Source organism: Cupriavidus yeoncheonensis (genome assembly GCF_905397275.1).
GTDB lineage: Bacteria > Pseudomonadota > Gammaproteobacteria > Burkholderiales > Burkholderiaceae > Cupriavidus > Cupriavidus yeoncheonensis.
In genome coordinates, this window is sequence record NZ_CAJPUY010000003.1 from 117,246 (window position 1) to 143,086 (window position 25,841).

General features: G+C 68.3%; 19 protein-coding genes. 3 read left to right on the forward strand and 16 right to left on the reverse strand.

The features are described from left to right. Position 1: 1 nt before the first annotated feature. Both KHO22_RS05010 and KHO22_RS05015 read right to left on the reverse strand, forming a co-directional pair. The gene (locus tag KHO22_RS05010) at positions 2-3,157 is read right to left on the reverse strand and encodes an efflux RND transporter permease subunit (protein ID WP_211946002.1); all 3,156 of its coding nucleotides are present in this window, start codon (positions 3,155-3,157) and stop codon (positions 2-4) included. A gap of 32 nt (positions 3,158-3,189) precedes the next feature. Next, the gene (locus tag KHO22_RS05015; protein WP_211946003.1) at positions 3,190-4,440 is read right to left on the reverse strand and encodes an efflux RND transporter periplasmic adaptor subunit; all 1,251 of its coding nucleotides are present in this window, start codon (positions 4,438-4,440) and stop codon (positions 3,190-3,192) included. A 573-nt stretch (positions 4,441-5,013) separates the two neighbouring features. On the opposite strand from KHO22_RS05015, the gene KHO22_RS05020 reads away from it, so the two are divergent. Continuing rightward, positions 5,014-5,733 (forward strand): TetR family transcriptional regulator, encoded by a 720-nt coding sequence (locus tag KHO22_RS05020; RefSeq protein ID WP_211946004.1) that lies wholly within the window; start codon positions 5,014-5,016, stop codon positions 5,731-5,733. A 22-nt stretch (positions 5,734-5,755) separates the two neighbouring features. Here the strand turns inward: KHO22_RS05020 and KHO22_RS05025 are convergent, their stop codons facing one another. After that, complete coding sequence (locus tag KHO22_RS05025; protein ID WP_230426750.1) at positions 5,756-6,814, reverse strand: ABC transporter substrate-binding protein; 1,059 nt, start codon at positions 6,812-6,814, stop codon at positions 5,756-5,758. Between the two features lie 263 nt (positions 6,815-7,077). On the opposite strand from KHO22_RS05025, the gene KHO22_RS05030 reads away from it, so the two are divergent. Both KHO22_RS05030 and KHO22_RS05035 read left to right on the forward strand, forming a co-directional pair. Continuing rightward, positions 7,078-7,755, forward strand: a complete 678-nt coding sequence (locus tag KHO22_RS05030) for a response regulator (RefSeq protein ID WP_211946005.1) — start codon at positions 7,078-7,080, stop codon at positions 7,753-7,755. 1 nt (position 7,756) lies between these two features. Next, on the forward strand, positions 7,757-9,250 hold the full coding sequence (locus KHO22_RS05035) for a sensor histidine kinase (RefSeq protein WP_211946006.1): 1,494 nt from the start codon (positions 7,757-7,759) through the stop codon (positions 9,248-9,250). A 37-nt stretch (positions 9,251-9,287) separates the two neighbouring features. Here the strand turns inward: KHO22_RS05035 and KHO22_RS05040 are convergent, their stop codons facing one another. From KHO22_RS05040 to KHO22_RS05100, 13 genes are all read right to left on the reverse strand, one after another. Further along, on the reverse strand, positions 9,288-10,766 hold the full coding sequence (locus tag KHO22_RS05040; RefSeq protein ID WP_211946007.1) for a dihydrolipoyl dehydrogenase family protein: 1,479 nt from the start codon (positions 10,764-10,766) through the stop codon (positions 9,288-9,290). Between the two features lie 63 nt (positions 10,767-10,829). Beyond that, entirely contained in the window at positions 10,830-11,726 is an 897-nt protein-coding gene (locus KHO22_RS05045; RefSeq protein ID WP_211946008.1) for a patatin-like phospholipase family protein, read from the reverse strand. 37 nt (positions 11,727-11,763) lie between these two features. Further along, complete coding sequence (locus KHO22_RS05050; RefSeq protein ID WP_211946009.1) at positions 11,764-12,189, reverse strand: PaaI family thioesterase; 426 nt, start codon at positions 12,187-12,189, stop codon at positions 11,764-11,766. Between the two features lie 63 nt (positions 12,190-12,252). Next, the gene (locus tag KHO22_RS05055; RefSeq protein ID WP_211946010.1) at positions 12,253-13,311 is read right to left on the reverse strand and encodes an AbrB family transcriptional regulator; all 1,059 of its coding nucleotides are present in this window, start codon (positions 13,309-13,311) and stop codon (positions 12,253-12,255) included. Between the two features lie 110 nt (positions 13,312-13,421). Next, a complete protein-coding gene (locus tag KHO22_RS05060) occupies positions 13,422-14,936 on the reverse strand; it encodes a tripartite tricarboxylate transporter permease (RefSeq protein ID WP_211946011.1) in 1,515 nt (504 codons plus the stop codon). Between the two features lie 28 nt (positions 14,937-14,964). Next, positions 14,965-15,438 carry a tripartite tricarboxylate transporter TctB family protein gene (locus KHO22_RS05065; protein ID WP_211946012.1) on the reverse strand — a complete coding sequence of 158 codons (474 nt, stop codon included), beginning with the start codon at positions 15,436-15,438 and terminating at the stop codon, positions 14,965-14,967. A gap of 261 nt (positions 15,439-15,699) precedes the next feature. Beyond that, a complete protein-coding gene (locus KHO22_RS05070) occupies positions 15,700-16,668 on the reverse strand; it encodes a tripartite tricarboxylate transporter substrate binding protein (RefSeq protein WP_211946013.1) in 969 nt (322 codons plus the stop codon). Positions 16,669-16,941: 273 nt separating this feature from the next. Next, a complete protein-coding gene (locus KHO22_RS05075) occupies positions 16,942-17,805 on the reverse strand; it encodes a ChaN family lipoprotein (protein ID WP_211946014.1) in 864 nt (287 codons plus the stop codon). Between the two features lie 70 nt (positions 17,806-17,875). Next, on the reverse strand, positions 17,876-21,082 hold the full coding sequence (locus tag KHO22_RS05080; RefSeq protein ID WP_211946015.1) for an efflux RND transporter permease subunit: 3,207 nt from the start codon (positions 21,080-21,082) through the stop codon (positions 17,876-17,878). Positions 21,083-21,085: 3 nt separating this feature from the next. Further along, a complete protein-coding gene (locus KHO22_RS05085) occupies positions 21,086-22,336 on the reverse strand; it encodes an efflux RND transporter periplasmic adaptor subunit (RefSeq protein WP_211946016.1) in 1,251 nt (416 codons plus the stop codon). Positions 22,337-22,608: 272 nt separating this feature from the next. Then, the gene (locus KHO22_RS05090; protein WP_211946017.1) at positions 22,609-23,247 is read right to left on the reverse strand and encodes an MOSC domain-containing protein; all 639 of its coding nucleotides are present in this window, start codon (positions 23,245-23,247) and stop codon (positions 22,609-22,611) included. A 139-nt stretch (positions 23,248-23,386) separates the two neighbouring features. Beyond that, positions 23,387-24,559 (reverse strand): MFS transporter, encoded by a 1,173-nt coding sequence (locus KHO22_RS05095; protein ID WP_211946018.1) that lies wholly within the window; start codon positions 24,557-24,559, stop codon positions 23,387-23,389. Between the two features lie 224 nt (positions 24,560-24,783). Then, positions 24,784-25,809, reverse strand: a complete 1,026-nt coding sequence (locus KHO22_RS05100; RefSeq protein ID WP_211946019.1) for a D-2-hydroxyacid dehydrogenase family protein — start codon at positions 25,807-25,809, stop codon at positions 24,784-24,786. Between the last annotated feature and the right edge of the window lie 32 nt (positions 25,810-25,841).

The following is a 25,841-nucleotide window of genomic DNA, read 5'->3' on the forward strand; positions in this document are numbered from 1 at the left end:
ATCAGTTGTCCTCCTGCGCTGTGGTCAGGCGCGCACGTTCGAACTCGTGCTGGCGCTCGCTGCCCTTGAAGCGCTTGCGCACCACGACGAAGAAGACCGGCACCAGGAAGATCGCCAGCGCGGTGGCCGTGATCATCCCGCCCATCACGCCGGTACCGATGGCGCGCTGGCTGCCCGAGCCCGCGCCGGTGGCGATCGCCAGCGGCAGCACGCCCAGGATGAACGCCATCGACGTCATCAGGATCGGACGGAAACGCAGGTGCACCGCTTCCAGCGTGGCTTCGATCAGGCCCTTGCCCTGGGCCTGCAGGTCCTTGGCGAATTCCACGATCAGGATCGCGTTCTTCGCCGACAGGCCGATGGTGGCGATCAGGCCCACCTTGAAGTACACGTCGTTGGGCATGCCGCGCAGCGTCACGCCGAGCAGCGCGCCGAGCACGCCGAGCGGCACCACCAGCAGCACCGAGAACGGGATCGACCAGCTCTCGTACAGCGCGGCCAGGCACAGGAACACGATGATCAGCGACAGCGTGTAGAGCATCGGCTCCTGCGAGCCCGCAAGGCGCTCTTCGTACGACTGGCCCGACCACTCGTAGCCGAAGCCCGGCGGCAGCTTGGCGAAGGCATCCTCCATCGCACGCATGGCTTCACCGGTACTGTGGCCCGGCGCGGCCTGGCCCGCGATCTTCACCGCCGGCATGCCGTTGTAGCGCTCCAGGCGCGGCGAGCCCATGACCCACTTCGAGGTCGCGAACGCGGCAAACGCCACCATGTCGCCGTTGCTGTTGCGCACGCGCAGCTTGGTCAGGTCGTCGGGCAGGCGGCGGTCCGCGCCTTCTGCCTGCACGATCACCTTGCGCACGCGGCCTTCATAGATGAAGTCGTTGACGTAGTTGGAGCCGAACGCAATCGACAGCGTCGAGTTGATGTTCGCCACCGTCACGCCCAGCGCCTTGGCCTTCTCGCGGTCGATGTCGATCTGCAGCTGCGCCGCGTCTTCCTGGCCTTCGGGGCGCACGCCCACCAGCACCGGGTTCTTGGCCGCCATGCCGAGCATCATGTTGCGCGCTTCCATCAGCTTGGCGTGGCCCTGGCCCGAGCGGTCCTGCAGGCGGAAGTCGAAGCCCGAGGAGTTGCCCAGCTCGGAAATCGCCGGCGGGTTCAGCGGGAAGATGATGGCGTCCTTGATGAACGACAGTGCGCCGAATGCACGGCCCACCAGCGCCTGCGCGGTCTCGTTGGCGCCGGTGCGCTCCTTCCAGTCCTTCAGGCGCACGAACGCGATACCGCCGTTCTGGCCGCGGCCGAAGAACGAGAAGCCCGCCACCGTGATCATCTGGTCCACCACCTTGCTTTCCTTCTGCAGGTAGTAGTCCTCGATCTGCTTGAGCACGCCGATGGTACGGTCCTGCGTCGCGCCGTTGGGCAGCTGCACCACGGTGATCATGTAGCCCTGGTCTTCGTCAGGCAGGAACGACGAGGGCAGGCGCTTGAACAGCACCACCACGCCGACGATGATGACGGCATAGATGATCAGGTAGCGCCCGCTACGCGCGAGGATGCGGCCCACCACGCCCTGGTAGCTGGTGGAGGCACGCGCGAAGGTGCGGTTGAACCAGCCGAAGAAGCCCTTCTTCTCGTGGTGGTGGCCTGCCTCGACCGGCTTGAGCAGCGTTGCGCACAGGGCCGGCGTCAGCGTCAGCGCGAGCAGCGCCGAGAACGCCATCGACGCAATCAGCGACAGCGAGAACTGGCGGTAGATGTTGCCCACCGAACCCGAGAAGAACGCCATCGGGATGAACACGGCGGTCAGCACCAGCGTAATGCCGATGATGGCGCCCGTGATCTGGCCCATGGCCTTGCGCGTGGCCTGGCGTGGCGAGAGTCCTTCCTCGCTCATGATGCGCTCGACGTTTTCCACCACGACGATCGCATCGTCCACCAGGATGCCGATCGCCAGCACCATGCCGAACATGGTCAGCACGTTGATGGAGAAGCCGAACGCGAGCAGCGCGCCGAACGTACCCAGCAGCGCGATCGGCACCACCAGCGTGGGGATCAGCGTGGCGCGGAAGTTCTGCAGGAACAGGTACATCACCAGGAACACCAGCACCACGGCTTCGAGCAGGGTCTTGATCACTTCCTCGATCGAGATCTTGACGAAGGCCGACGTGTCGTAAGGCACGCTGTACTGGTAGTCCGCCGGGAAGTACTTGGACAGTTCTTCCATCTTGGCGCGCACCGCGGTGGCCGTGGCCAGCGCGTTGCCGGTCGGGGCCAGCTTGATGGCGATGGCCGCCGACGGCTTGCCGTTGGTGCGGGCGAGCGTCGAGTAATCGGCACCGCCCAGTTCCACGCGGCCCACGTCCTTGATGCGGACCGAGGAACCATCCGGGTTCGTGCGCAGCAGGATGTTGCCGAACTGCTCGGGCGTGGTCAGGCGGCTTTCGGTCGTGACGGTGGCGTTCAGCTCCGTGCCCTTGGGCGAGGGCGTGCCGCCGAGTTCGCCCACGGCGACCTGGATGTTCTGCTCCTGCACCGCGGCGGTGACGTCAAGCGGCGTCAGGTTGAAGCCGGTCAGCTTGGACGGGTCCAGCCACACGCGCATGGCGTATTCCGTGCCGAACAGGTCGGCCTGGCCCACGCCCGGCACGCGGCGGATCGAGTCGATCACCTGCGACGAGACGTAGTTGCCCAGCTGGATGGCATCGGCGGCGCCCGACTTGGACGACACCGTCAGGAACATCATGTAGTTGTTGCCCGCCTTGTCGACGCGCACGCCCTGCTGGCGCACTTCCGCCGGCAGGCGCGCCTCGACGCGCTTGAGGCGGTTCTGCACTTCGACCGAGTTCAGGTCGACGTTCGATCCCGGCGCGAACGCGATGGTGATCGATGCCAGGCCCGACGACTCGCTGGTCGACTGGTAGTACAGCAGGTTGGGCGCGCCGTTGAGCTCCTGCTCGATCACCGAGGTGACCGAATCCTCGAGCGTCCTGGCGGACGCGCCCGGGTAGGTGGCGGTGACCGAGATCGTCGGTGGTGCGATATTCGGGTACTGCGCGATCGGCAACTGCGCGATCGACAGCAGACCGCCCAGCACGATGATCAGCGCGAGCACCCACGCGAACACCGGCCGGTCGATGAAAAATTTGGCCATAAAACTGGCTCCCTCTGTCTGATGCGCTGGGTTTAGCCTTGCTTGGCGTCGGACTTGGCGTCAGCCTGGGCCTCTGCCTTGGCGCCGGCCTTGGTGTCCGCAGCCGGTTGCGGGTCCGAAGCCTGCGTGGACGCCGGCTTGGCTGCGCCATCCTGCTGGAACGGCACGGCCTTGGCCGGCGCGCCAACCTTGACCTTCTGCAGGCCTTCGACAATCACCTTCTCGCCGCCCTTGAGGCCTTCGGTCACGACCCAGCGGTCGCCGATCGCCTGCGGCGCCTTGACCGGCACCGCGGCCACCTTGCCGTCGTTGCCCACCACCAGCACGCTGGCGCCCTGGGCATTGCGGATCAGCGCGCGCTGCGGCACGGTCATGGCGTTCTCATCCACGCCCTGCTCGATCTTCACGCGCACGAAGGTGCCGGACAGCAGCTCGCGCTTCGGGTTGGCGAACTGCGCGCGCAGCGTGATGGCGCCGGTGGTCGGGTCCACGGTCATGTCCGAGAACAGCAGCTTGCCGGTCTGTTCGTACTCGCGGCCGTCCTCGACGTACAGGTGCACCTTGGCGCCGCCGTTCACGCCCTTGACCGCGCCGGACTCGATCGCGCGGCGCAGGCGCGTGACTTCGGCGGCCGGCTGGGTGAACGTCACCCAGATCGGGTCCACCTGCTCGACCACGGTCAGCTTGGTGGCTTCGCCCTTGCCGACCAGCGCGCCCTCGGTCACCAGGGCACGGCCGGCGCGCCCGCTGATCGGGGCGGTCACGGTGGTGTAGCCCAGGTTGATCTGCGCGGTGGTCAGCGCGGCCTTGGCCGAGGCGATATCGGCATTGGCCTGGCCCGCGGCGGCCACGGCGTCGTCATATTCCTGCTTGCTGACAGCGTTGGCGGCCACCAGCGGCTTGTAGCGCTCGGCCTTCTGGCGCGCCGACACGGCGTTGGCCTCGGCACGCTCCAGCGACGCCTTGGCCGAGGCCAGCTGGGCCTGGTACGGGGCGGGATCGATGCGGAACATGACCTGGCCCGCCTTCACTTCACCACCCTCGGTGTAGTTGCGCGACAGCACGATGCCTTCCACGCGCGCACGCACTTCCGCGGTGCGCACGCCTTCCAGGCGGCCCGGCAATTCATTGACGATGGCGACGGACGACGGCGTCACGGTGACTACGCCCACCTCCGGCGGGGGCATGGCGCCGCCTTCGGGCTTCTTCTCGCCACAAGCGGTCAGCGCCAGCGCCGACAACGCGGCAACGGCAACGCAATGGATACGTTGGGACTTCCTCATCGATAACCCCATGATGAAATTTTGAGATCTGCCGCGCCGGCCCGGCATGCCTGCCTGTCATCGGGGGCAACCGGGGCGCGATGCGGTCCGCTGCGTGCCCGGCAGCGGAGAAAGCGTGATGCTAGCCAAACGAAACGTCACGACAACGACGAAGCGACGAATGTGGCTTTTTGTTTGACGAATGGTATTGATGACCGACTGGTCAGTAAGAGGCGGCGGTGCGGCGTTACACACAAGCCAACGTGCTGGACCGGATGTCGGACAAGCGCGTATTATATATACATTCAAGCATGTATGTTAAGCCTGTGCAGCAAAGCGGGGTTTCAGGCGCTTCGCTTGCGCTTTTTGGCTGGATGTGTGCAACGAAACCGGAATTCGGGCGTTGAATCCATGCGCTGCGTTTCCGGACGCGTTAGGATGCGCGCCGGTCTTCGCTGCAGCTGAGTGCTTCAGGATTCCGGAAGTGATGATAACGACCCGCCGGTGGAGGACACCAGCACGCGCCGCTGCGCAAGCAGCAACGCCAGGGGGAGCAAAACGGACCGGCGCTGCATGCCGGCACCAGAGATAGAAATGGTCAGACGCACCAAGGAAGAGGCGCTTGAGACGCGCCACCGGATTCTCGACGCCGCCGAAGCCGTGTTCCACGCGCGCGGCGTGGCACGCCCGTCGCTGGCGGATATCGCCGAGGCTGCGGGCGTCACGCGCGGCGCGATCTACTGGCACTTCAAGAACAAGAGCGATGTGTTCGCCGCCATGTGCGACCGCGTCAACCTGCCGGTGGAAGCGCTGTGCGACCCCGAGCGCATCGCGCGCCAGGAGGATCCGCTCGGCGGCATCCGCGACATCTGCGCCTTTGTCATGCGCCAGACCGTGGTCAACCCGCGCTGGCGGCGCGTGTTCGAGATCATCTTCCACAAGTGCGAGATGGTGCAGGACAACGGCGCCATCTTCGAGCGCCAGCGCCAGTCGCACCAGGAAGGCATCGTCAAGATGCGCGAGCACCTGCGCCTGGCCCTGGAGCGCGGCCAGCTGCCGTCCGACCTGGACCTGGACCTGGCCGTGAATGCGTTCCATGCCGCGATCGGCGGCGTGCTCGCGCACTGGCTGTTCTCGCCGCAGGACTTCGACCTCGACGCCAACGCCGAGCGCCTGTCGGACGTCTTCATCGACACCCTCAGGTATTCGCCCGCGCTGCGCCAGGGCTATGTCCCGCGCCCGATGGCCGAACTGGACCGGGAACTGTCCACGCTGTGCGAAAAAGCCGGGCAGAACGGCGACTGCGCCCCCTGACCCCCTGCCCCCCTGAGCGGGATCAGCCGCGCATGGCCTCGCGCCAGCGCGCCAGGAAGGCGCGTTTGCGCAGCGTGTCCTGCGCCGCCAGCAGGCCCGGCCCCACGCTGATCGGCCTGAGCGCGTAGCCCAGCCGCTCCGACAGTGCCGCCGCCGTGTGCGGGCTGTCGGTATCGGTGCGCACCGTGTAGAGCTGCGAGGCGGACCTGCCGAGCACCGTCTGCCCTGCGCGCGAGAGCAGGAAATCCAGCCACAGCCGCGCCGCGTTCGGCCGCGGCGCGCGCCGGGCGATAAAGGCCACGCGCGACATCACCAGCGTGTAGTCGCGCGGCGCGATGACGTCGATGCCGGCGCCGCGCTCCATCAGCGACAGGGCGTACGAGCCAAGCAGGTTGTACCCGAGCACGTATTCGCCGCTGGCGATACGCTCGATCATGTCCGCCGTGGACATCGACAACCGTGCATGGGCTCGCCCGAGCGCCTGCGCCAGATACCAGAATTCGCTGCCCATGCGGGCATCCTGCTGCGCCAGCAGGTAGCCGACCCCGGACCGCTCCACATCGTAGGTGACGACCTTGCCGCGCCAGCGCGGCGCATGCTCCTGCAGCAGGCGCGCCAGGCCGCTGCGGCTGCCCGGCGGCTTCGTCCCGGCGAAGTGATTACGGTTGTAGACGATCACCGCGGGCTCGAACGTCGTGCCCCAGGCTTCGTCGCGCCACACCGCCCAGCCTGGCAGGCCGCTGCGTTCGGGCGACTGGTAGCGCTGCGCGTAGCCGTCATTGACCAGCTTGATCTGCAGGTCCATGGCGGTGCTCCACAGCACATCGGCATGAGCCGCGTCAGGTGCCGGCTGGGCCTGGCCGAGCGCCGCGCTCTCCGCCAGGAAGCGCTGGTGCAGGTCGATCGTGTTCAGGTCCGCGTAGCGCACGCGGATGCCCGGATAGCGCGCCTCGAACGCGCGGATCAGCGGCTGCGCCGCGTCGAGATCGGTCGAGGCATAGACATGGACCGCGCCCTCGCGCATGGCGCGCGCGACGGTGACCTCGTACTCGGACGGATAGCTTGCCGGTGGCGCGGGCATGGCGTCCTGCGCCAGCGTGCCGCCCGCGAGCGGGGCCAGCGCGGCACCGGCCAGCAGCTGGCGGCGCAGGGTCGAAGCCGGGCATTGCGCAACGGAAGATTCGGATGGCGGCGTCAGGCGCTGGGACAAGATGGTGCGGAGCGGCAAGAGGGGGCGACGGTGGACTGGCGGCGCTGCGCGCGCCAGTAACGGCAGGGCGGGGGTATTATAGGCGCCCGCGGCCTGTAGACCGCATGAACAGAACCTGCCGGAGGAGAACCAGCATGCGCATTCTGCTGGTGGAAGATGAAGTGGAGCTGGCGCGCTGGGTGGCCCGCGCGCTGGAGCAGGGCGGCTTCGTGATCGAGCACGTGGCCGACGGCCTGCAGGCCGAGGCACGGCTGGTGGCCGAGGAGTACGACGTCGTCGTGCTCGACCTGCGCCTGCCCGGCAAGGACGGCCTGGCCGTGCTCAAGGCCATGCGCGCGCGCGACGACCGCACCCCGGTGCTGATCCTCACCGCGCAGGACACGCTGGACGAACGCGTGCGCGGCCTGAACCTGGGCGCCGACGACTACCTGCCCAAGCCCTTCGCCATTGCCGAGCTGGAAGCCCGCATCCTGGCGCTGATCCGCCGCAGCCGCGGCCGCGCGCACCCGCGCCTGCAATGCGGCGCGCTGGTGTTCGACGGCGAGACCCGCGGCTTCACGCTCGGCGGCCAGCCGCTGGCGCTGACGCCGCGCGAATCGACGCTGCTCGGTGCGCTGCTCGCGCGCAGCGGCCAGCCGCTCACCAAGGCCCAGCTGCTCGACAAGGTGTTCTCGCTCGACGCCGACGTCAGCCCCGACGCCATCGAGGTGCTGGTCTACCGCCTGCGCAAGAAGCTGGCCGGGCACGGCGTCACCATCGTCACGCTGCGCGGCTTCGGCTATCTGCTCGAGCCCGAGACACCGGCCACCTGACATGTGGCCACGCATGCTGCGCCTGCGCGCGCGGCACCCGATCCTGCTGTGGCGGCGCGGCAGCCTGCGCCGCCAGCTGCTCCTGCTGCTGGTGCCGGCGCTGGCGGCCATGATGGCGATCGACACATGGCTCACCTACGGCACGCTGCGCGATGCCGCCAACACCGCCTACGACCGCTCGCTGTACGGCTCGATCCGCACCATCGACAACGCCATCGGCATGGCCGGCGAGAGCGTCCAGCTCACGCTGCCCGACGCCGCCATGGAGATGTTCGAATCCGCGGCGCAGACCCATGTGTACTACCGGGTCTCGCTCGAACGCGCGGGAACGATCGAAACCGTCACCGGCTACGACGACCTGCCGCTGCCCAAGGGCGCGCTCGCCAGCAACCAGCCGCGCTTCTACGACGATGACGACTACCGTGGCGAGCCCGTGCGCATCGCCGCCATGGCCCGCCCCGTGTACCGGCCAGACGCGCGCATGCGCGTCATCATCCAGGTCGCCGAGACCGCCGAGCCGCGCACCGCGCTGATCGGCAAGGTCTGGCGCAGCGCGCTCGCGCGCGACCTGCTGCTGATCGTGCTGAGCGCGGCGATCCTGGTCGGCGGCGTGACCTACGTGCTGCGCCCGCTGGGACGGGTACGCGACGACGTGGAAGCCCGCTCGCCCGATGACCTCACGCCGCTTGCGTTCAACCGCGTGCCGATCGAGGTGAGCCCGCTGGTCGATGCCGTGAACCTGCATGTGGCACGCTCCGAAGCGATGGCGCAGGCGCAGGCGCAGTTCATCGCCGACGCGGCGCACCAGTTGCGCACGCCGCTGGCCATCCTCAAGACGCAGGCGGAATTCGCGCAGCGGCAGCTCTGCGCGGGCGGCGACGACCCCGCGTCCCGGCAGGCCGCCGGCGAAGCGGTCGGCGGCATCGTCAAGCAACTGGAGCAGGCCGCGCGGCTGACCAATCAGCTGCTCGCGCTGGCGCGGGTACGGCAGCACCATGGCGAAGCCGCCGCGCAGGCGGTCGATTCCGTCGACGTTTTCGATGCCGTCGGCGTGGCCGAACAGGTCGCGCTGGACTACCTGCCGCTCGCGCGCGGCAAGCAGCAGGACTTCGGCTGGGAGCCGGCACCGGGCCTGAAACTGCCCGTGCGCGCCGATGCGGCGCTGCTGCGCGAGGCGCTGGCCAACCTGGTCCACAACGCGATCCAGTATTCGCCGCGCGGCAGCCGTATCACGCTGTCGGCGCAACGCATCGACCAGACCGCCTGCCTGATGGTCGAGGACGACGGCCCGGGCATTCCCGCCAACGAGCGCGAGAAGGTGTTCGCGCGCTTCTACCGGCGCGTGGGCAACACCGAACCGGGTTCCGGACTGGGGCTGGCGATCTCGCGGGAGATGGCGGCGCGGTTCGGCGGGACAGTGGAGCTGGCAGAGGGGTCGCAGGGGCAGGGCGTCAGGGCCCTGCTGAAGCTGCCCGTCAGCGAACAGGGCCAGTGACGGGCCCCTGTCCCCGGTCCGCGCCAGGCACGCCCCGTCAACCGAACAGCTCTTCGGCCACCGTGGGATGCAGCTGCAGCGTGGTCTCCAGGTGCGATTCGCGCACCCCGAGCCGCAGCGCCACCGCCATGGCCTGCGCGATCTCCGGTGCCGCGTTGTCCATCAGGTGTACGCCAAGCACGCGCCCGGTACGCGCGTTGAGCACGAGCTTGAACACCGACTGCAGCGAATTGCCGCCGAAGCGGTTTTCGAGCGAGACAAAGCGCTTGACCACGGTGCGGATGCGCTCGGGCTTGCCGGCCGCTTCGATGGCCTGGGCCTCGGTCAGCCCGACCGCGCCGATCGCCGGTTCGCAGAACACGGCGGTCGGCACGAAATCGAAGTCCGAGCGCTCGCCGCGGCGGCCGAACAGCCGGTCGGCGAGCCAGCGGCCCTGCGACGTTGCCACCGGCGTCAGGTGCAGGCCTTCGATCGCGTCGCCGATCGCGTAGATCGAACGCACCGAGCTGCGGAACTGCCGGTCCACCTTGATGCCGCCCTTGTCACCGAGCTTCACGCCGAGCGCATCGAGTCCGAGGCCGTCCACGTTGGACACGCGGCCGACTGCCACCAACGCCGCCTGCGCGCGCACGGATTCGGTCTGCCCCGGCTTGTTGCCGGGCCGATAGCAGATCTCCAGCGCGCCATTGGCCTGACTGATCAGGTTGACGCTGGCATTCAGGTGCAGCCGCACGCCCTTGGCTTCGAGCGCGCCCGCCAGTGCCTGGGCGATTTCCGCATCGAAATGCGGCAGCAGCCTGTCGCCGGCAACGATCAGTTCCACCTTGACCCCGTAGCGCGACAGGATCGAGGCCTGCTCCACGCCGATGTAGCCGCCGCCGATCACGGCGATCGATCCCGGCAAGGTCTGCCACGTGAAGACATCGTCGGAATTGCTGGCGAGTTCGCCGCCGGGAATGTCGAGCGCCTTCGGCCGCGCTCCCGTGGCGATCAGGATGCGCTTGGCGCGGATGACTTCATCGCCCACGCGCACTTCATCGGGCGCCGTGACGGTGGCGTCGCCGCGGATGATGTCGACACCCGCTTCGAGCAGGCGCTGCGCGTAGGCCACGTTCAGCCGCGCCACTTCCGCATTGACGCGCACGATCGCGTCGCGCCAGTCCTCATGCCCGCCCGTATGCGACAGGCAGCCGGACAGGATCGCGGCCCAGCTGGCGCCGTACGACAGCATCTTCTTGGGCACGCAACCGCGATTGACGCAGGTGCCGCCGATCTCGTCGCGCTCGATCAGCACGACGCTGGCCCCGTGCGACGCCGCGCGCCGCGCGCAGGCCACGCCGGCCGAGCCGCCGCCGATCACGACGAAGTCCGCCTTGCGCGCACGCGCGGCGCGGCCGTTCTTGCCGCGCGCGCGTGGCACGCGTTCCACCGCGGGTTCCGCACTGACTTGACGGGCCCGCCTTGGTCCATCGGTGGACGTGGTGGACGTGGCGGTTGTTGTCTGGCGCTTGCTCATCCATGCCTCCTGTCGCGGCTCGCGGCCGCATCGACAAACGATCGGACCGGCACCAGCAACGCGCTAGGCGCCGGACTTCAGTTCCGTATTCAGGATCGACGGCCACTCGCGCAGGAAAGTTTCCCCGTCGCGACGGCCGAGGTCATAGGCGTGCGTCATGGCGTCGGGCCGGGTGTAGTCCCAGCTAGAGATCGGCACGCGTTGCGAAGGCTGCAGGTACAGGCGGCGCTGGCCGCCGCTTTGCATCACGAAACGGCGCGGGCGCGGATACAGCCGCGTCACCAGCACCAGCACATTGCCCGGCGTGGCGTCGAGCGCGTCCACGGGCACGTTATCGACCAGGCCGCCATCGAGCACGGCACGGCCTTCGCGCCGCAGCACCGGCGTGAACGGCGGCGTGGAGGCCGACTGCAGCAGCAGGTCGGCAAGCTGCTCGGGCGAGCCGCAGTCCTGCGCGCGCACGAACTCGGGCCGGAAGCCCAGCTTGCGCCCGAGCCGCGGATGCAGCGTCTTGAGCACGTGCTTGTCGATGTTGTACGCCAGCAGCCCGGCCGCCACGGCCAGGCGCGGCCCGCTCCAGCGCGGGATATGCGCCACGCCGATGCGGATCTCCGGCGCCTGCTGCAGATGTGCAAGCCGCCCGTCGCCGAAGATCGACAGCAGCGCCGTGCGGTAGATGCCGTAGTGCGGGAACACGCGCTCGTTGCGCAGCAGGTTGCCCCAGTAGGCGTTGCGCTTGTTTCCCGACAGCACCTGGCGGTAGTAGGCCATGGTCTGTTGCGAGTCGTGCGCATAGACCATGCAGGCCGTGGCCGCGCCGGCGGAAATGGCGGCGATCACGCGCGGCCGCAAGTGAAGTTCCGGCGCCACGGTGTCCCACCAGCCCGCCTGCCACCAGCAGCGGTTGCCGCCGCCGGCGAAGACGATCTGGTCGAACGGTTGGCTCGTGCCGGCGGTCATGCTGCGTTCCGGAAATCGTTGCGCAAGGCCCGCGGCATCACAGCAGGGCGTAGGTCGTGGTGGCCTGCACGGCCAGCTTGCCATCGGTGCCGGTCAGCTCGATCTCGCCGAACACCACGGTCTTGCCGAGGCGCAGCACGTTGGCGCGCACGAGCACGTCACCGTCGATCACGGGGCGCATGAAATTGGTATTCAGGGTGACGGTGGTCATCGGCCGGAACGCGCCCAGCGCGCTGGCCACGGCGACGATCATCGCGGTGTCGGCAGCCGACATCAGCACCTGGCCGCACACCACTCCGCCCGCATGGCGGAACATTTCCTGGAACGGCAGCCGCAGCGTGATGCCGGCGTCATCGACGGCCTCGGCGCGCAGCCCGAGCTGGCGCACCCACGGCGCGAGCACGCGTTCCAGCATGGCATCGATCCCGGCAAGGGTCAGGCGGCGTTCGGCGGATTCGGACATGGCGATCCTGGTCTTGTTGTCCCGCGGGGATGTCGCCCGGTGGCCGCCCGGCTGGGCTGGCCGCTATTCCGTCTCCTCCGGCGCGACGCGATGTTTGAGCCAATGATACAGGGGGCCGGTGGCCAGCACCACGAAGGCCATCCGGATCACATGGAAGGCGGTCACCAGCGGCACGCCCAGCTCCAGCACCTTGGCGGTGATACACATCTCGGCAATGCCGCCCGGCGTGGTGCCCAGGATCATGGTCGCCGGGTGCGCCCCGGACAGGATCGAGATGATCCAGCCGAGCAGCGCCGACACCAGCAGCGCCGCGACCGTGTACAGCGCCACGCCCGACAGGAAGCGCGGCGCGGTATGCAGGAAGTCGCGCGAGAAACGCGCGCCAAGCGACACCCCGATCAGCAACTGGCCGGCCCGGCTCATCCACATCGGGATGGCCGACAGTTCGATGCCCGAAGCGGTCAGCACCGCCGCGGCAAGCAGCGTACCGATCACGAACGGGTTCGGCATATTGAACCGCCGCACCAGCAGCGCCACGCCGAGCGTGATGGCGATCAGCGCGAGAAGACCCGGCGCGCTCACCGTGCGCGGCCCCGGGATGTACGGATCGAGTCCGTGGATGCCGCCGTACTGAAAGATTGCCGGCACCGTCACCACCACCATCAGCACGCGCAGCGAATGCGCCGCCGCGACCTGGTCGATGCGCGCGCCATTGCGTTCGGCCAGATTGGCCATTTCCGATGCACCGCCGATGGCCGTGGAGAAGAACGCGGTCTTGAACGCGACGCCCGTGGTCCGGCGCAGCAGCAGCGCACCGGCCGCGCCCAGTACCAGCGCAAACAGGGAGGCGGCGACGATGTAGGGCAGGAACTCGAGCAGGCGGGCCACCACGTCCGGCGTGAAATACAGGCCCAGCGACGCACCGATCACCCACTGGCCGGCATTGCGCGCCTGCGCCGGCGAACGCAGGTCCGCGCCGGCCATGCGCGCGCTGGCCACGGCCAGCAGCGGCCCGATCATCCAGGGCAGCGGCGTGCGCAGCACCGTGCAGAGCAGGGCGGCGGCCAGGCCGAGCAGCAGCGTCAGCACGACCGGCAACCAGCGATGGGAGGAAAGACTCATGATGCAGCGGCCTGGCAGGGGGGCCGGCGCCTTGTTGTTGTGTTGCGGAAAGCATGAAGCCCGGCACGCGTGCGCCGGGCTTCGTTCATCTCATGGCAGCGGGTGCGTCATCACGCCGCATTGTCCGCCTGTTCATGCGCCGACGGGCGGTTGGCATGCCAGCGCAGCAGGCGCGGAATCACCACCACGGCCACCGTCATGGCCAGGATGGTGGCCGAGATCGGCTGCTTCACGAAGAGGCTCCAGTCACCCTGGCCGATCGACAGCGCATTGCGCAGCTGCTTTTCGGCAATCGGTCCGAGGATCAGGCCGACGATGACCGGCGCGGTCGGGAAGTCGAAGCGGCGCATCACCATGCCCAGCAGGCCGACCACGAACAGCAGCAGCAGGTCGAACCAGGACTGGCGGATGCCGTAGGCACCGAGTCCGGCAAAGATCAGGATGCCGCCGTACAGCAGCGGCGTCGGCACGCGCAGCATGCGCACCCACAGGCCGATCGCCGGCAGGTTCAGCACCAGCAGCATCACGTTGCCGATGTACAGCGACGCCAGCAGGCCCCACACCAGGTCGCCCGAGGTCTGGAACAGCATCGGGCCCGGCTGCAGGTTGTAGTTCTGGAACGCCGCGAGCAGGATCGCCGTGGTGTTCGAGGTCGGGATGCCGAGCGTCAGCAGCGGGGCCAGCGTGGCGGTCACGGCGGCGTTGTTGGCGGCCTCCGGGCCGGCCACGCCTTCGATCGCGCCGACCTTGCCGAACTCTTCCTTGTGGTTCGACAGCTTCTTCTCGGTGGCGTAGGACAGGAACGTCGGGATCTCGGCGCCGCCGGCCGGGATCAGGCCGAACGGGAATCCGATGATGGTGCCGCGGATCCATGCCGGCACCGAGCGCTTCCAGTCCGACTTGGTCATGTGGACCGAGCTGAGCTTGTTGAAGGTGCCCTCCGGCTGCGGGAAGAACGCGTTGAACAGCGCCTCGCCCACGGCGAACAGGCCCACGGCCACCACCACGATGTCGACGCCGTCGTACAGCTCCTGCACGTTCATCGAATAGCGGGTCTGGCCCGACAGCGAATCCATGCCGATCAGGCCGATGCCCAGGCCCAGGAACAGGCTGGTCATGCCGCGCAGCAGCGACGAGCCCAGCACGGCCGAGACCGTCGTGAACGCGAGCAGCATGATCATGAAGTACTCGCCCGGGCCGAACTCCAGCGCGACATCCGCCGCCACCGGCGCGAACATCGACAGCAGCACGGTGGCGATGGTGCCGGCCACGAACGAGCCGATCGCGGCCGTTGCCAGTGCCGGGCCCGCGCGGCCGTTCTTGGCCATCAGGTTGCCTTCCATGGCTGTGACCATGGTGGAAGACTCGCCCGGCGTGTTCATCAGGATCGAGGTGGTCGAGCCGCCGTACATCGCGCCGTAGTAGATGCCGGCGAACATGATCAGCGCAGCAGTGGGTTCGACCTTGGCGGTCAGCGGCAGCAGCATGGCCACCGTCAGCGCGGGGCCGATGCCGGGCAGCACGCCGATGGCGGTGCCAAGGAAGCAGCCCACCAGGGCCCACATCAGGTTGATCGGTGTGATGGCCACGGCAAAGCCGTGCATCAGCTGATTCAGGGTATCCATGCTTGACTCCTTGCTGGACTTGGCGGGCTCAGAAGCCGGCGATGGGAAGCAGCGGCAGGTTGATGCCGAGCAGGAACTCGAACAGCGCCCACATCGGCAACGTAATGCACAGGCCGATGATCGCGTCGCGCACGATGCGGCGGCTGCCGTAGCCGCGCGCCACGCAGATCATCAGCAGCGTGGACGACAGCACGAAGCCGAGCGTGCCGATCAGTGCCATGTTCAGCACCAGGCCCGCCGACACCCACAGGAAGCCCTTGAAGTTGTGCGGGGCATTGGGCAGTTCGGCGTCTTCTTCCGGCATGTTGCGGAAGCCGCCGCGCACGCCCTGCCAGGTCAGCAGCGCGCCGCACACGGCCAGGCCGATCGCCACCAGCGTGGGCGCGAAGCGCGGCGACAGGCCGGCATAGCCTTCTTCACCCGAAATGCCCGACAGGCCGAGGAAGAAGAACAGCGAGATCGCCAGCACGGCAATGCCGATGGCGAGATGCGAGGGTTTCATGGAGACTCCTTGGCCTTTGTCGCCAACCGGGAGGCTGGCGTCCGCGACGCTGGCTTATGGTTTCCTGCGCGGCCGCAGGGCCCGGCGACATGTAGTTTTGGTTTGGGTATCGCAGGTGGCAGACGCCGGGCCCCGCGCCGTTTTCCCGGCCACCGGCTACAGCAGTGGCGTCGGCAGGCACGACAGGTAACTCTTCAACACGGCTCGGACCCGCAGGGCTGCGGATCCGTACGGCAAGACGCTTGGATGCTTTTCTGCGGCTTACTTGGCCACGCCCAGTTCGCGCAGCGTGCCACCCAGGCGGGCCGATTCGCTGTCGACGAACTTGCCGAACTCGTCGCCGGTCAGCAGGAACGGCGTCCAGTCGTTCTTCTGCAGCGTTTCCTTCCAGGCCTTGCTCTCGGTCGCCTTGACCACGGCGTCGATCATGGCCTTGCGCTGTTCGGGCGTGGTGCCCGGTGCGCCGTAGACGCCGCGCCAGTTGTAGATCTCGACGTTCACGCCCTGCTCCTTGAGCGTCGGGATGTCAGCGGTGCGGTCCTTGGAAGTCACCGCCAGCGCGCGCATCTTGCCGCTCTTGATGAACGGCAGGAATTCCGACACGCCGGCAATGCCCACGGTCACGTGGCCACCGAGGATCGAGGCCGAGGCCTCGCCACCGCCCTGGAACGGCACGTAGTTGATCTTCTTCGGGTCGATGCCGATGTCCTTGGCGATCAGGCCGGCCAGGATGTGGTCGATCGAACCCTTCGAACCACCGCCCCAGCTCACGCTGCCCGGGTTGGCCTTGAGTTGCGTGGTCAGGTCCTTGATCGACTTGATCGGCGAGCTGGCCGGCACGGTGATGACCATGGTGTCGGCGAACAGGCGCGCGATCGGCGTGGCGTTCTTCAGCGTGACCGGCGGATGGTTGGTCTCGATGGCGCCGATCATCACCGCGCCGACGACCATCAGCGCGTTGGGGTTGGCCTTGTCGGTATTGACGAACTGGGTCAGGCCGATGGTGCCGCCGGCGCCGCCCTTGTTGTCATAGGTGGCCGTCTTGGCAACGCCCGAGGCGATCATCGCCGCTCCCAGGCCGCGGCCGGTCTGGTCGTAGCCGCCGCCCGGGTTGGCGCCGATCATGAACTTGACGTTGTCCATCGCAAAGGCCGGTGCGGCGGCGACGGTGGCCGCAACGGCGGCCGAGGCCATGACGACGTGGGCGAAACGGTGAATCGAGCGACGCATGACGGTCTCCTTCTCCTGGAATGTTCTTGCCGTATCTTCGGCTGGCCGTCATGGCATTGCATACGGGAATCGGGAAACGGGGACGCATACCGTCACGAGGGAACCGGTAGGTCGCTGTCTCCTGTCCGTTGCATGCGCTGCATGCCGGCATTGTTGTTTGACTTCTGCATGACCCGCTGACGGACCATGTGCCGGATTCTAGGCGCTGCAAACTGTCAAAAGGCTGTCAGATTGACAGCCATGGCATCGGGGTTTACGTGGATAGGCGGGTGGTCAGCGCGCGGCGGGCGCAGAGGCGGCGGCCGGCATGGCCTTGCCCGCCACGGCTGCGCGGCACGGATCATCGCGTTCCACCGGCGCCATGGTCACGACGCGGTCGAAGCCCGCCGGGTTGCCCTGGCCGCGCTCCAGGTAGCCCACGCTGACGGCGTTGCCGTCGCCGGCACCGAGCCAGCGCGGCACCCCGACATCGTTGCGGACATGACCATTGCCCGCGATCAGCACCGCGCCGCGCGTGGCGTACGGCCGCAGCGTGGCCGCCATCACGGCATCGCGCGCGGCCTGCGCGGCGAGCATGCCAGGCAGCATGGCCTTGGGGAAATTGCCGCAGTGGCCTTCGTCCAGCACCGCGGTCTGCGCCGCCACCAGGTCCGGCGGCAGCGTGCCTGCCAGCCCCAGTTGCGCGCGCTCCCTCGGCGTGAACAGGCCGTCCAGGCCCCCGCGCACGATCTTCGCCGCGTCCGCGCGCGACAGGTTCGCGGCCAGCAGCGGCAGGTCGTACTGCAGCGCCAGCGCCACCACCGGCCGGTACAGCGCCCACTGCCAGCCGCCGCCGCCGGCCTGCCGGATCACGTACTCGGCATCGGCCGGGCGTTCGCGGCGCGCGCGATCGATATCGGCCTGGCGTTCGCGGTCGAACTGCTCCATGGCAATGGCCGGGCGCCAGCCCTGCTCGACGGCACGCGTCAGCGCGGCAAGCCGCTGCTGCTGCCCCGCGGCATTGTCATGGACCTCGCCGAGCAGCACGTAGGACTTGCCGGCGAACGCCGCGCTGACCGCGTCGGGATCCGGCGACGGGGGCGTGGCGGCACAGCCGGCGGCAAGCAGAGCGGCCACGGCAATTCGGGGCAAGGTCATGCAGTGATCTCCTGGGGCTTGAGCAAGCCGGGCCGCCTGCGTGCCGTGCCGGGAGGCACGGCACCGCAACTCAATGCTCGTGCGCCACCTCGGCGTGCACCGTCTCGGGCAGGCGGTTGCCTTCCGAGTCGATCTGCAGCGGCCCGGTGCCCGAGAACCGGTCCAGCGCCAGGTAGATCACCGGCGTGATGAACAGCGTGATGACCTGCGAGAATAGCAGGCCGCCCACCACGGCCAGCCCGAGCGGCTGGCGCAGTTCGGCGCCCGCGCCGAGGCCCAGCGCCAGCGGCAGCGCGCCCATGACGGCGGCGAAGGTGGTCATCATGATCGGCCGGAAGCGCAGCAGGCACGCCTGGCGGATGGCCCGCGCGGGCGCCATGCCCTGCTCGCGCTGCGCCGCGAGCGCGAAGTCGATCATCATGATGGCGTTCTTCTTGACGATGCCGATCAGCATCAGCACGCCGATGGTCGCGATCAGCGACAGCTCCACGTCGAACAGGAACAGCGTCAGCAGCGCGCCGATGGCTGCCGACGGCAGCCCGGCCAGGATCGTCAGCGGGTGGATGTAGCTCTCGTACAGCACGCCCAGCAGCGTGTAGATGACCGCGATGGCCGCCACCAGCAGCACGATCTGCGTCGCCTGCGACGACTGGAACACCGCCGCGTCGCCACCCCAGCTCGTGAAGATGGAGGTCGGCATGGCGATCTCCTGGCGGTAGCGGTCGATCTTGGCCGAGGCCTCGCCCAGCGCCGCGCCGGGCGCCAGGTTGAACGACACCGTCACCGAAGGCAGCTGGCCCTGGTGGTTGACGGCAATCGGCCCGACCCGGCGCTCGGTCGTGGCGAACGCGGAGATCGGCACCATCTGGCCGGTCTTGCTGCGCACGTAGAGCTTGGTGAACGCGCTCTCGTCCTGGCGGTCGACATCGGCGGCCTGCAGGATCACGTAGTAGTTGTCGATCGGCGTATAGATCGTCGACACCTGGCGCTCACCGAACGCCGAGTACAGCGCCGTGCGTACGTCCTGCATCTGCACGCCGAGCGCGTTGGCCTTGTCGCGGTCGATCGAAAGCTGCGCCTCCAGGCCCGACTGCTGCGAGTCGCTGGTGACGTCGCGGAAGATCGAGTCCGCGCGCATCTTCGCCATGAGCTTGTCGCTGAACTCCTGGAGCTGGCCCGCCTTCACGCTCTGCAGCGTGTACTGGTAGCGGCTCTTGCTCTGGCGCCCGCCCAGGCGCAGGTTCTGCACCGGCGAGAAGTACACCGCCAGGCCCGGGATGCCGGCCACGTCCTTGCGCAGCGACTCCACCACCTTCGGCATCTTGGGCCGTTCGTCCAGCGGCTTGAGCTCGATGAACATGCGGCCGGTGTTGATCGCCGGCGACGGGCCGCCGCCGATCGAGACCACGATGCTCTTCACGGCGGGGTTGGCGCGCATGCGCTCGGCGGCATCGCGCAGCCGGTCGGCCATGGCGTCGAACGAGATGTCCTGCGGGCCTTCGGCGTTGACCTGGATCTGGCCGATGTCCTCCTCGGGGAAGAAGCCCTTGGGAATCTTGACGAACAGCACGGCGGTCAGCACGAAGGTCAGGCCGGCGGCGGCCAGCACCACGCGCCGGTGCGCCAGGCACCAGTCGAGGCCGTGCGCGTACTCGTGCAGCGTCCACTCGAACAGATTCTCGAACCACTGCGTCGAGCGCATGCCCAGCGTCTGCTTCTGCACCACCGCCGGCGCATGGTCGCCGCGGCCGGCGTGGTCGCCATAGGCGTGCTGCGATTCATCCACCGGCACGTTCTCCGCCGACAGGAAGCGCGCGCACAGCATCGGGATCAGCGTGAGCGACACCAGCGCCGACACCAGGATCGACAGCGACACCACCGCGGCGAACTCATGGAACAGCAGCCCGATCACGCCCGGCATGAAGAAGATCGGGATAAACACCGCCACCAGCGAGATCGAGATCGACAGGATGGTGAAGCCCATTTCGCGCGAGCCCACCAGCGCGGCCCTGAGCGGCGGCACGCCTTCCTCGATATGGCGCACGATGTTCTCGAGCATCACGATGGCGTCGTCCACCACCAGGCCCACGGCCAGCGTGATGGCCAGCAGCGACACGTTGTCCAGGCTGTAGCCGAAGGCCTTCATCAGCGCGACCGTGCCGATCAGCGAGATCGGCAGCGAGACGGTCGGGATCAGCGTGGCGGCGGCGCGGCGCAGGAACAGGAAGATCACCATCACCACCAGCGCGACCGTCAGCGCCAGCGTGAACTGCACGTCGTGGATCGACTCGCGGATCGAGTTGGAGCGGTCGTTGACCACCGACACGTTGACCGAGCCCGGCATCTGGGCCAGCAGGCGGGGCAGGGCGCCCTTGATCGCGTCGACCACGGCCACGGTGTTGGCGTCGGGCTGGCGCAGCACGGCCAGCACGATGGAGCGTTCGTTGTTGAGCCAGCTGCCGGTCTTGATGGTCTCGACGCTGTCCTCGACCTCGGCCACGTCGGTCAGGCGCACCAGCGCGCCGTTGGGCTGGCTGGCGACGATGATGTTGCGGAAGGCATCGGCGTTGGCGAGCTGGCGGTTGGCCTGGATCGTCAGCGTCTGGCGCGCGCTGTCGAGCGTGCCGACCGGCGTGTTGGCGTTGGCGCGGTTCAGCGCCGAGGCCAGTTCGTCGAGCGTCAGGCCGCGTGCGGCCAGCGCGTCCGGATGGGCGCGCACGCGCACGGCAAAGCGCTTCTGGCCGAACACCTGCACCTGCGCCACGCCGGGCAGCGTGGCCAGCGTCGGCGAGATCAGGTTGTCGCCAAAGGCGTTGAGCTCGGCCAGGCTCATTGCCGGCGAGTTGATCGCCAGCAGCAGCACCGGCGCATCGGCAGGATTGACCTTGCGGTACGACGGCGGCACCGTCATCTCGATCGGCAGCGAACGCTGCGCGCGGAACAGCGCCGCCTGCACGTCCACGGCCGCGGCATCGATATCACGGTCGCTGTTGAATTCGATCGTGATGCTCGAATTGCCGAGCGTGTTCGATGAACTGATCACCGTCACGCCCGGAATCGTCGCGAACTGCTTTTCCAGCTGCGTGGCCACCGAGGCGGCCATGGTTTCAGGGCTTGCCCCCGGCAGCGTCGCCGTGACCTGGATCACCGGCGAGTTGAAGCTGGGCAGCGCGGCGATCGGGATGGTCGGGTACAGCACGATGCCGGTGACGATGACCGCGATGCACAGCAGCACCGTCATCACCGGACGGCGGATACAAAGCTCGGACAGCGTCATGGCTCAGTGCCCCTGGGCGGCAGCGGGCGCGCTCGCCGGCGTACCGGCGGCAGCGGCGGCGGCGGATGCCGGTGCGACTTCACGCACCAGGGTGCCCGGGCGCAGGTTCTGCGTGCCTTCCACGACCACGCGCGTGCCGGGCGGCACGCCTTCGATCACGGCCGACGTGGCGGTGGTGGTCACCATCTTCACGGGCACGCGGGCGACCTTGCTGTCCGGCTGCACGGTGTAGACGAAGCGCCCTTCCGGCCCCGTCACCACCGCTTGCGGCGGCACCGACAGCGCATCCTTGAGCGTCTGCACCACCGCCCCGACGCTGGCGTAGGTGCCGGGCCACAGGCGCTGCTCGTCATTGTCGAACTGCGCCTTGACGCGGATGGTGCCGTACTGGGGATCGACCGTGTTGTCGATGAAGGTGATCCTGCCCGTGACCGGCGTCTTGCTGCCGTCGTTGGGCTGGGCCGTGACCTGCACCGGGCCCGAACGCAGCGCCTCGCGCAGCGCGGCGAGCTGGCGCTCGGGCAGGCTGAAGGTCACCGCGATCGGCTGGACCTGGGCGATGGTGACCATCGGCCCGGTGCTGTTGGGCAGCACCATCGAACCCGGGAAGACATTGATCACGCCGGTGCGCCCGCCGATGCTGGCGCGGATCACGCCGTAGCTGACCGCGACACGGCTGGCCTCGATCGCGGCCTGGTCGGCGCGGATGGTGGCCTCGAAGCCGTCCACCTTGGCCTGGGCCGTGTCGACCGCGCTCTTGGAAATGAAGTTGCGCTCCAGCAGTTCCTTGCTGCGCGCCAGGTTGCGGCGCGCGTCGGACAGGTCGGCCTGGTCGCGCAGCAACTGCGCCTGCGCCTTGGCGAGGTTCGCCTCGTCCATGCGCGTGTCGAGCGAGAACAGCAGGTCGCCGGGCTTGACGGTCTGGCCTTCCTTGATATGAACGACGCGCACGGTGCTCGAGACCTGCGGGCGGACTTCGACTGTGGATAACGCCGTCACATTGCCGTTGGCCGTGAACTGCAGCGGCACGTCGCCTTGCTGCACCAGCGCCGTAGCGACCGCCACCGGCGCAGGCCCCTTGGCGACAGGCTTGGGCGCCAGCCAGGTATGCCACGCCAGCCATCCCCCTCCGGCGAGCACCGCCACCGTGATCACCACGACCCATGGCGATACGCGGCCACGGCCGGTTCCGGCGGACGCACTCCAGTTGCTGTCGACAAACCCCTTGGGCTCGTCGATCCTGTCTGTCTTCATCTTGTGTGGACCCTCTAGGCTGCAGCGCGCCCTCCCCGGTGACGTCCCGCTTCTGTTCCTGCCGTGGCCGCCCGGTACGGGCAGCCCGGCGGCCGGGCGGGTACGTGTCGCGCAAAACCTCTACTAGTACAGCGGTTCGCCCGCCAGAGCCAGCGCGGAGTATTACAACGCGTTACGGCAGCAGTAACGGCGTGCTCCGGGCATGGCTTGACGGGCAACGAGGGTAGCGTGGCGGATGCGGGGCGATTGCTTGTATCGATAGACAAACATTATCAGAAAAGATGCCGCCGGCCATCGCGATGCCAGCGATTGATAGTGTCGATCGATAACTCCCGTGGCCCATGCTGCACGCGAATGGCGTCTCCGGCACGGATTTCGCCGGTCTGCACCACGCTCAGGTAAACGCCGGAATAGCCGCTCTCGACCATATCGCGCACGGCGTGGCGATAGCCCAGCACGGCGTTGAACTTGCACGAGGGCTGCCGCGGCGACGCCACGCGCAGCACCGCAGTGCCGATGCGCAGCACGTCGCCGACCCACAGCTCGGTCTCGTCCAGGCCTTCGATGGTCAGGTTCTCCCCCATGGCGCCGAACGCGAGGCCGCGGTGCGCCTCGGGCTGCGCGGCGGCGCGGCGGCGCGCGTTCCACCAGTCGTAGTGCTCGGACGGATAGGCGTACACGGCCTTGTCCAGGCCGCCGTGCACCGTCCGGTCCGCCTGCTCGTCGCCGGCCACGCCCAGCGGGCGCACCTGCACGCGCAGCGGGTGGACCAGTGTGCTGACCGGGTGCTTGCGGATGCCGGACATCACCACCGCCTCGGTGCCGGCACGGGCCACCACCAGCGGAATGGCCTTGCCGATGCTGATTGCCAGCACGCGTGCGCCGGTCAGGACTCCATTCGGTTCGCTCACGATGCCCCCGCTGCGGGAGTTGTGGATAACTCCGTGGATAACGCAGGGAACAGGTGGTGGACAGTGCGCTGGACAACACTGTGGAAAAGCTGTGGAGCGAGACCCGCCCTAGGCGGCTCCGGGCATGGCCGGGGGACTCTCAGGCTTGTTGCGCGGCCTGCCGCAGCGGCCACCGGCAACCGAGCGCGCGGGCCCGTTGCGAGATCACCAGCGCCGCCAGCATCAGCGCCGCGGCGCCCCAGTGCAGCGAGCCGGTGCCGGCCACCGTATAAAGGGCCGCGCCGGCCATGGCGCCGAACGCCTGGCCGAGGTAGATCGACGACGAATTGAGCGAGATCGACACCGAGGCGCGGTCCGGCGCAATCATCACCAGCCGCGCCTGCTGCGCGCTGTTGGTGGCGAAGCCGCCCACGCCCCACAGCATGAACAGCAGCACCAGCGGCACGGTGCCCAGCCCGGCCAGCGGCCACAGAACCATCGCCGTGATCGACGACAGCAGCGCGAACTGGACGATCCGGCTGGGCGTGACCCGGTCCATGCGCGAGGCGGCCATGGCATTGCCAAGCACGCCGCAGGCGCCATAGGCCAGGAACATCAGGCTCAGTGCGGCGCCCGTGATGCCGTGAACGTCGCGCATCAGGGGCGCAATGTAGGTGAACATCGTGAACATGCCGGCCGACTGGATCATGGTGGCGGCCACCACGAGCATGATCGGCCGGTGGCGCAGCACCGCGTCCCAGGCCTCGCGGCCCACGGCCGGCACGTAGAGCCCGCGCGGCAACGCGCGCCAGACCGCGGCCGATACCAGCAGCGCCAGCACGCCCACGACCGCCATGCTGACGCGCCAGCCGAGCGTGCTTGCAATCCAGGTGCCCAGCGGCACGCCGACCACGCTGGCGATGCTCCAGCCCAGGAACACGAAGCTGATGGCCCGGCCGCGCGTCTGCGCGTTGACCAGCAGCGGCAGGGTGGCGGCGGTCTGCGGGGTGTAGATGGCGGCACCGATCGCGGTCAGGAAGCGGATCGCCATCAGCGTGGCGAAGCTCGGCGCCAGCGCCGCCGCCAGGTGCATCAGCGCGTAGATCAGCAGCGAGCCGGACAGCAGCAGGCGGCGGTCGATGCGCGAACCCAGGGTGGCGAAGACCGGCGCTCCCACGCAGGTGGCCAGGGCGAACACCGAGATCAGCTGGCCGGCACTGGCGACACCCAGGCCGAAATCACTGGCAATGTCGTTCAGCATGCCGGTCACGATCATCGCGCCGGTGCCAATGATGAAATTGCCGACGCAGAGCGTCACGAGCCTGGGGTCCATGCCGGCCTTGGTGGAAGGGTGGCGCGCTGGCGCCTTGTTGTTGTCGGGCGTGCCGCCGGACGTTGCGGCCGGCGGTCAGGGAAGTCCCGAGTGTAGCGGCTTCGCGAAATTCGCGTCTGCGGGGGCCGAAGTGGCGGGGCGCCGGCTTTTGCCGGGCCGATTCGAAGCAGACTGCCCTCTCCCGCAAGCGGGAGCGGGCAGCAGACCGTGGGGGCCTGGATGGCTCAGCGCGACAGCACCGGCGTCAGCGCCTTCGGATTGACAATGCTGTCGTGCTGGCCCGCCAGCACATCCAGGATGTTCTGGAAGGCAATGCGGAAGTACGACTCATAGCTGTCGCGCTCCACGTAGCCCAGGTGCGGCGTGCAGATGCAGTTCTCCATGCGCAGCAGCGCGTGGCCCTGCAGGATGGGCTCGGACTCGAACACATCCACGGCCGCCATGCCCGGACGGCCGCGGTTCAGCGCCGCGACCAGCGCGTTCTCTTCCAGCAGTTCGGCGCGGCTGGTGTTGACGAACAGCGCCGTCGGCTTCATGCGAGTCAGGTCGGTCAGCTTGACGATGCCGCGGGTGTCGTCGTTCAGGCGCAGATGGAGCGAGAGCACATCGCTGTCGGCAAAGAACTGGTCCTTGGACTCCGCCACCGCCAGGCCGTCGGCGCGCGCGGCTTCCTGCGACGCCTCGCGCCCCCACACCAGCACGTTCATGCCGAAGGCGCGGCCGTAGCCGGCCAGCAGCCGGCCGATCTTGCCGTAGCCCCAGATGCCCAGGGTCTGGCCGCGCAGCACCTGGCCCAGGCCGAAGTTGGGCGGCATGGTGGTCGACTTCAGGCCCGACTGCTGCCAGGCACCATGCTTGAGGCTGGCCACATATTGCGGAATGCGGCGCTGGGCGGCCATGATCAGCGCCCAGGTCAGCTCGGCCGGCGCCACCGGCGAGCCCGCGCCTTCGAGCACCGCCACACCGCGGTCCGTGCACGCGTCGACATCGATATGCGTGTTCGGCGCAGCGCCAACGCGGCCGGTCTGGCTGATGATCTTCAGCTTGGGCAGCTTCTCCAGCAACTGGCGCGTGATGCGCGTGCGTTCGCGGATCAGCACGACCGCTTCTACGTCCGACAGGCGCGCAGCCAGCTGGCCCACGCCCTTGACGGTGTTGTTGAATACCTTGACGTCGTGCCCTTCCAGCAGGCTGAAGCAGGGCAGCTTGCGCACCGCGTCCTGGTAATCGTCGAGTACAGCAATCTTCATCGGTAACTCTTTTTGTCGGCTGGCATGGTGAC

What these genes read in the sequence shown, in the direction of transcription:
- KHO22_RS05010 (WP_211946002.1), bottom strand. Translation starts at nt 3,157, where the DNA reads ATGGCCAAATTTTTCATCGACCGGCCGGTGTTCGCGTGGGTGCTCGCG.
- KHO22_RS05015 (WP_211946003.1), bottom strand. Translation starts at nt 4,440, where the DNA reads ATGAGGAAGTCCCAACGTATCCATTGCGTTGCCGTTGCCGCGTTGTCG.
- KHO22_RS05020 (WP_211946004.1), top strand. Translation starts at nt 5,014, where the DNA reads ATGGTCAGACGCACCAAGGAAGAGGCGCTTGAGACGCGCCACCGGATT.
- KHO22_RS05025 (WP_230426750.1), bottom strand. Translation starts at nt 6,814, where the DNA reads ATGCCCGCGCCACCGGCAAGCTATCCGTCCGAGTACGAGGTCACCGTC.
- KHO22_RS05030 (WP_211946005.1), top strand. Translation starts at nt 7,078, where the DNA reads ATGCGCATTCTGCTGGTGGAAGATGAAGTGGAGCTGGCGCGCTGGGTG.
- KHO22_RS05035 (WP_211946006.1), top strand. Translation starts at nt 7,757, where the DNA reads ATGTGGCCACGCATGCTGCGCCTGCGCGCGCGGCACCCGATCCTGCTG.
- KHO22_RS05040 (WP_211946007.1), bottom strand. Translation starts at nt 10,766, where the DNA reads ATGAGCAAGCGCCAGACAACAACCGCCACGTCCACCACGTCCACCGAT.
- KHO22_RS05045 (WP_211946008.1), bottom strand. Translation starts at nt 11,726, where the DNA reads ATGACCGCCGGCACGAGCCAACCGTTCGACCAGATCGTCTTCGCCGGC.
- KHO22_RS05050 (WP_211946009.1), bottom strand. Translation starts at nt 12,189, where the DNA reads ATGTCCGAATCCGCCGAACGCCGCCTGACCCTTGCCGGGATCGATGCC.
- KHO22_RS05055 (WP_211946010.1), bottom strand. Translation starts at nt 13,311, where the DNA reads ATGAGTCTTTCCTCCCATCGCTGGTTGCCGGTCGTGCTGACGCTGCTG.
- KHO22_RS05060 (WP_211946011.1), bottom strand. Translation starts at nt 14,936, where the DNA reads ATGGATACCCTGAATCAGCTGATGCACGGCTTTGCCGTGGCCATCACA.
- KHO22_RS05065 (WP_211946012.1), bottom strand. Translation starts at nt 15,438, where the DNA reads ATGAAACCCTCGCATCTCGCCATCGGCATTGCCGTGCTGGCGATCTCG.
- KHO22_RS05070 (WP_211946013.1), bottom strand. Translation starts at nt 16,668, where the DNA reads ATGCGTCGCTCGATTCACCGTTTCGCCCACGTCGTCATGGCCTCGGCC.
- KHO22_RS05075 (WP_211946014.1), bottom strand. Translation starts at nt 17,805, where the DNA reads ATGACCTTGCCCCGAATTGCCGTGGCCGCTCTGCTTGCCGCCGGCTGT.
- KHO22_RS05080 (WP_211946015.1), bottom strand. Translation starts at nt 21,082, where the DNA reads ATGACGCTGTCCGAGCTTTGTATCCGCCGTCCGGTGATGACGGTGCTG.
- KHO22_RS05085 (WP_211946016.1), bottom strand. Translation starts at nt 22,336, where the DNA reads ATGAAGACAGACAGGATCGACGAGCCCAAGGGGTTTGTCGACAGCAAC.
- KHO22_RS05095 (WP_211946018.1), bottom strand. Translation starts at nt 24,559, where the DNA reads ATGGACCCCAGGCTCGTGACGCTCTGCGTCGGCAATTTCATCATTGGC.
- KHO22_RS05100 (WP_211946019.1), bottom strand. Translation starts at nt 25,809, where the DNA reads ATGAAGATTGCTGTACTCGACGATTACCAGGACGCGGTGCGCAAGCTG.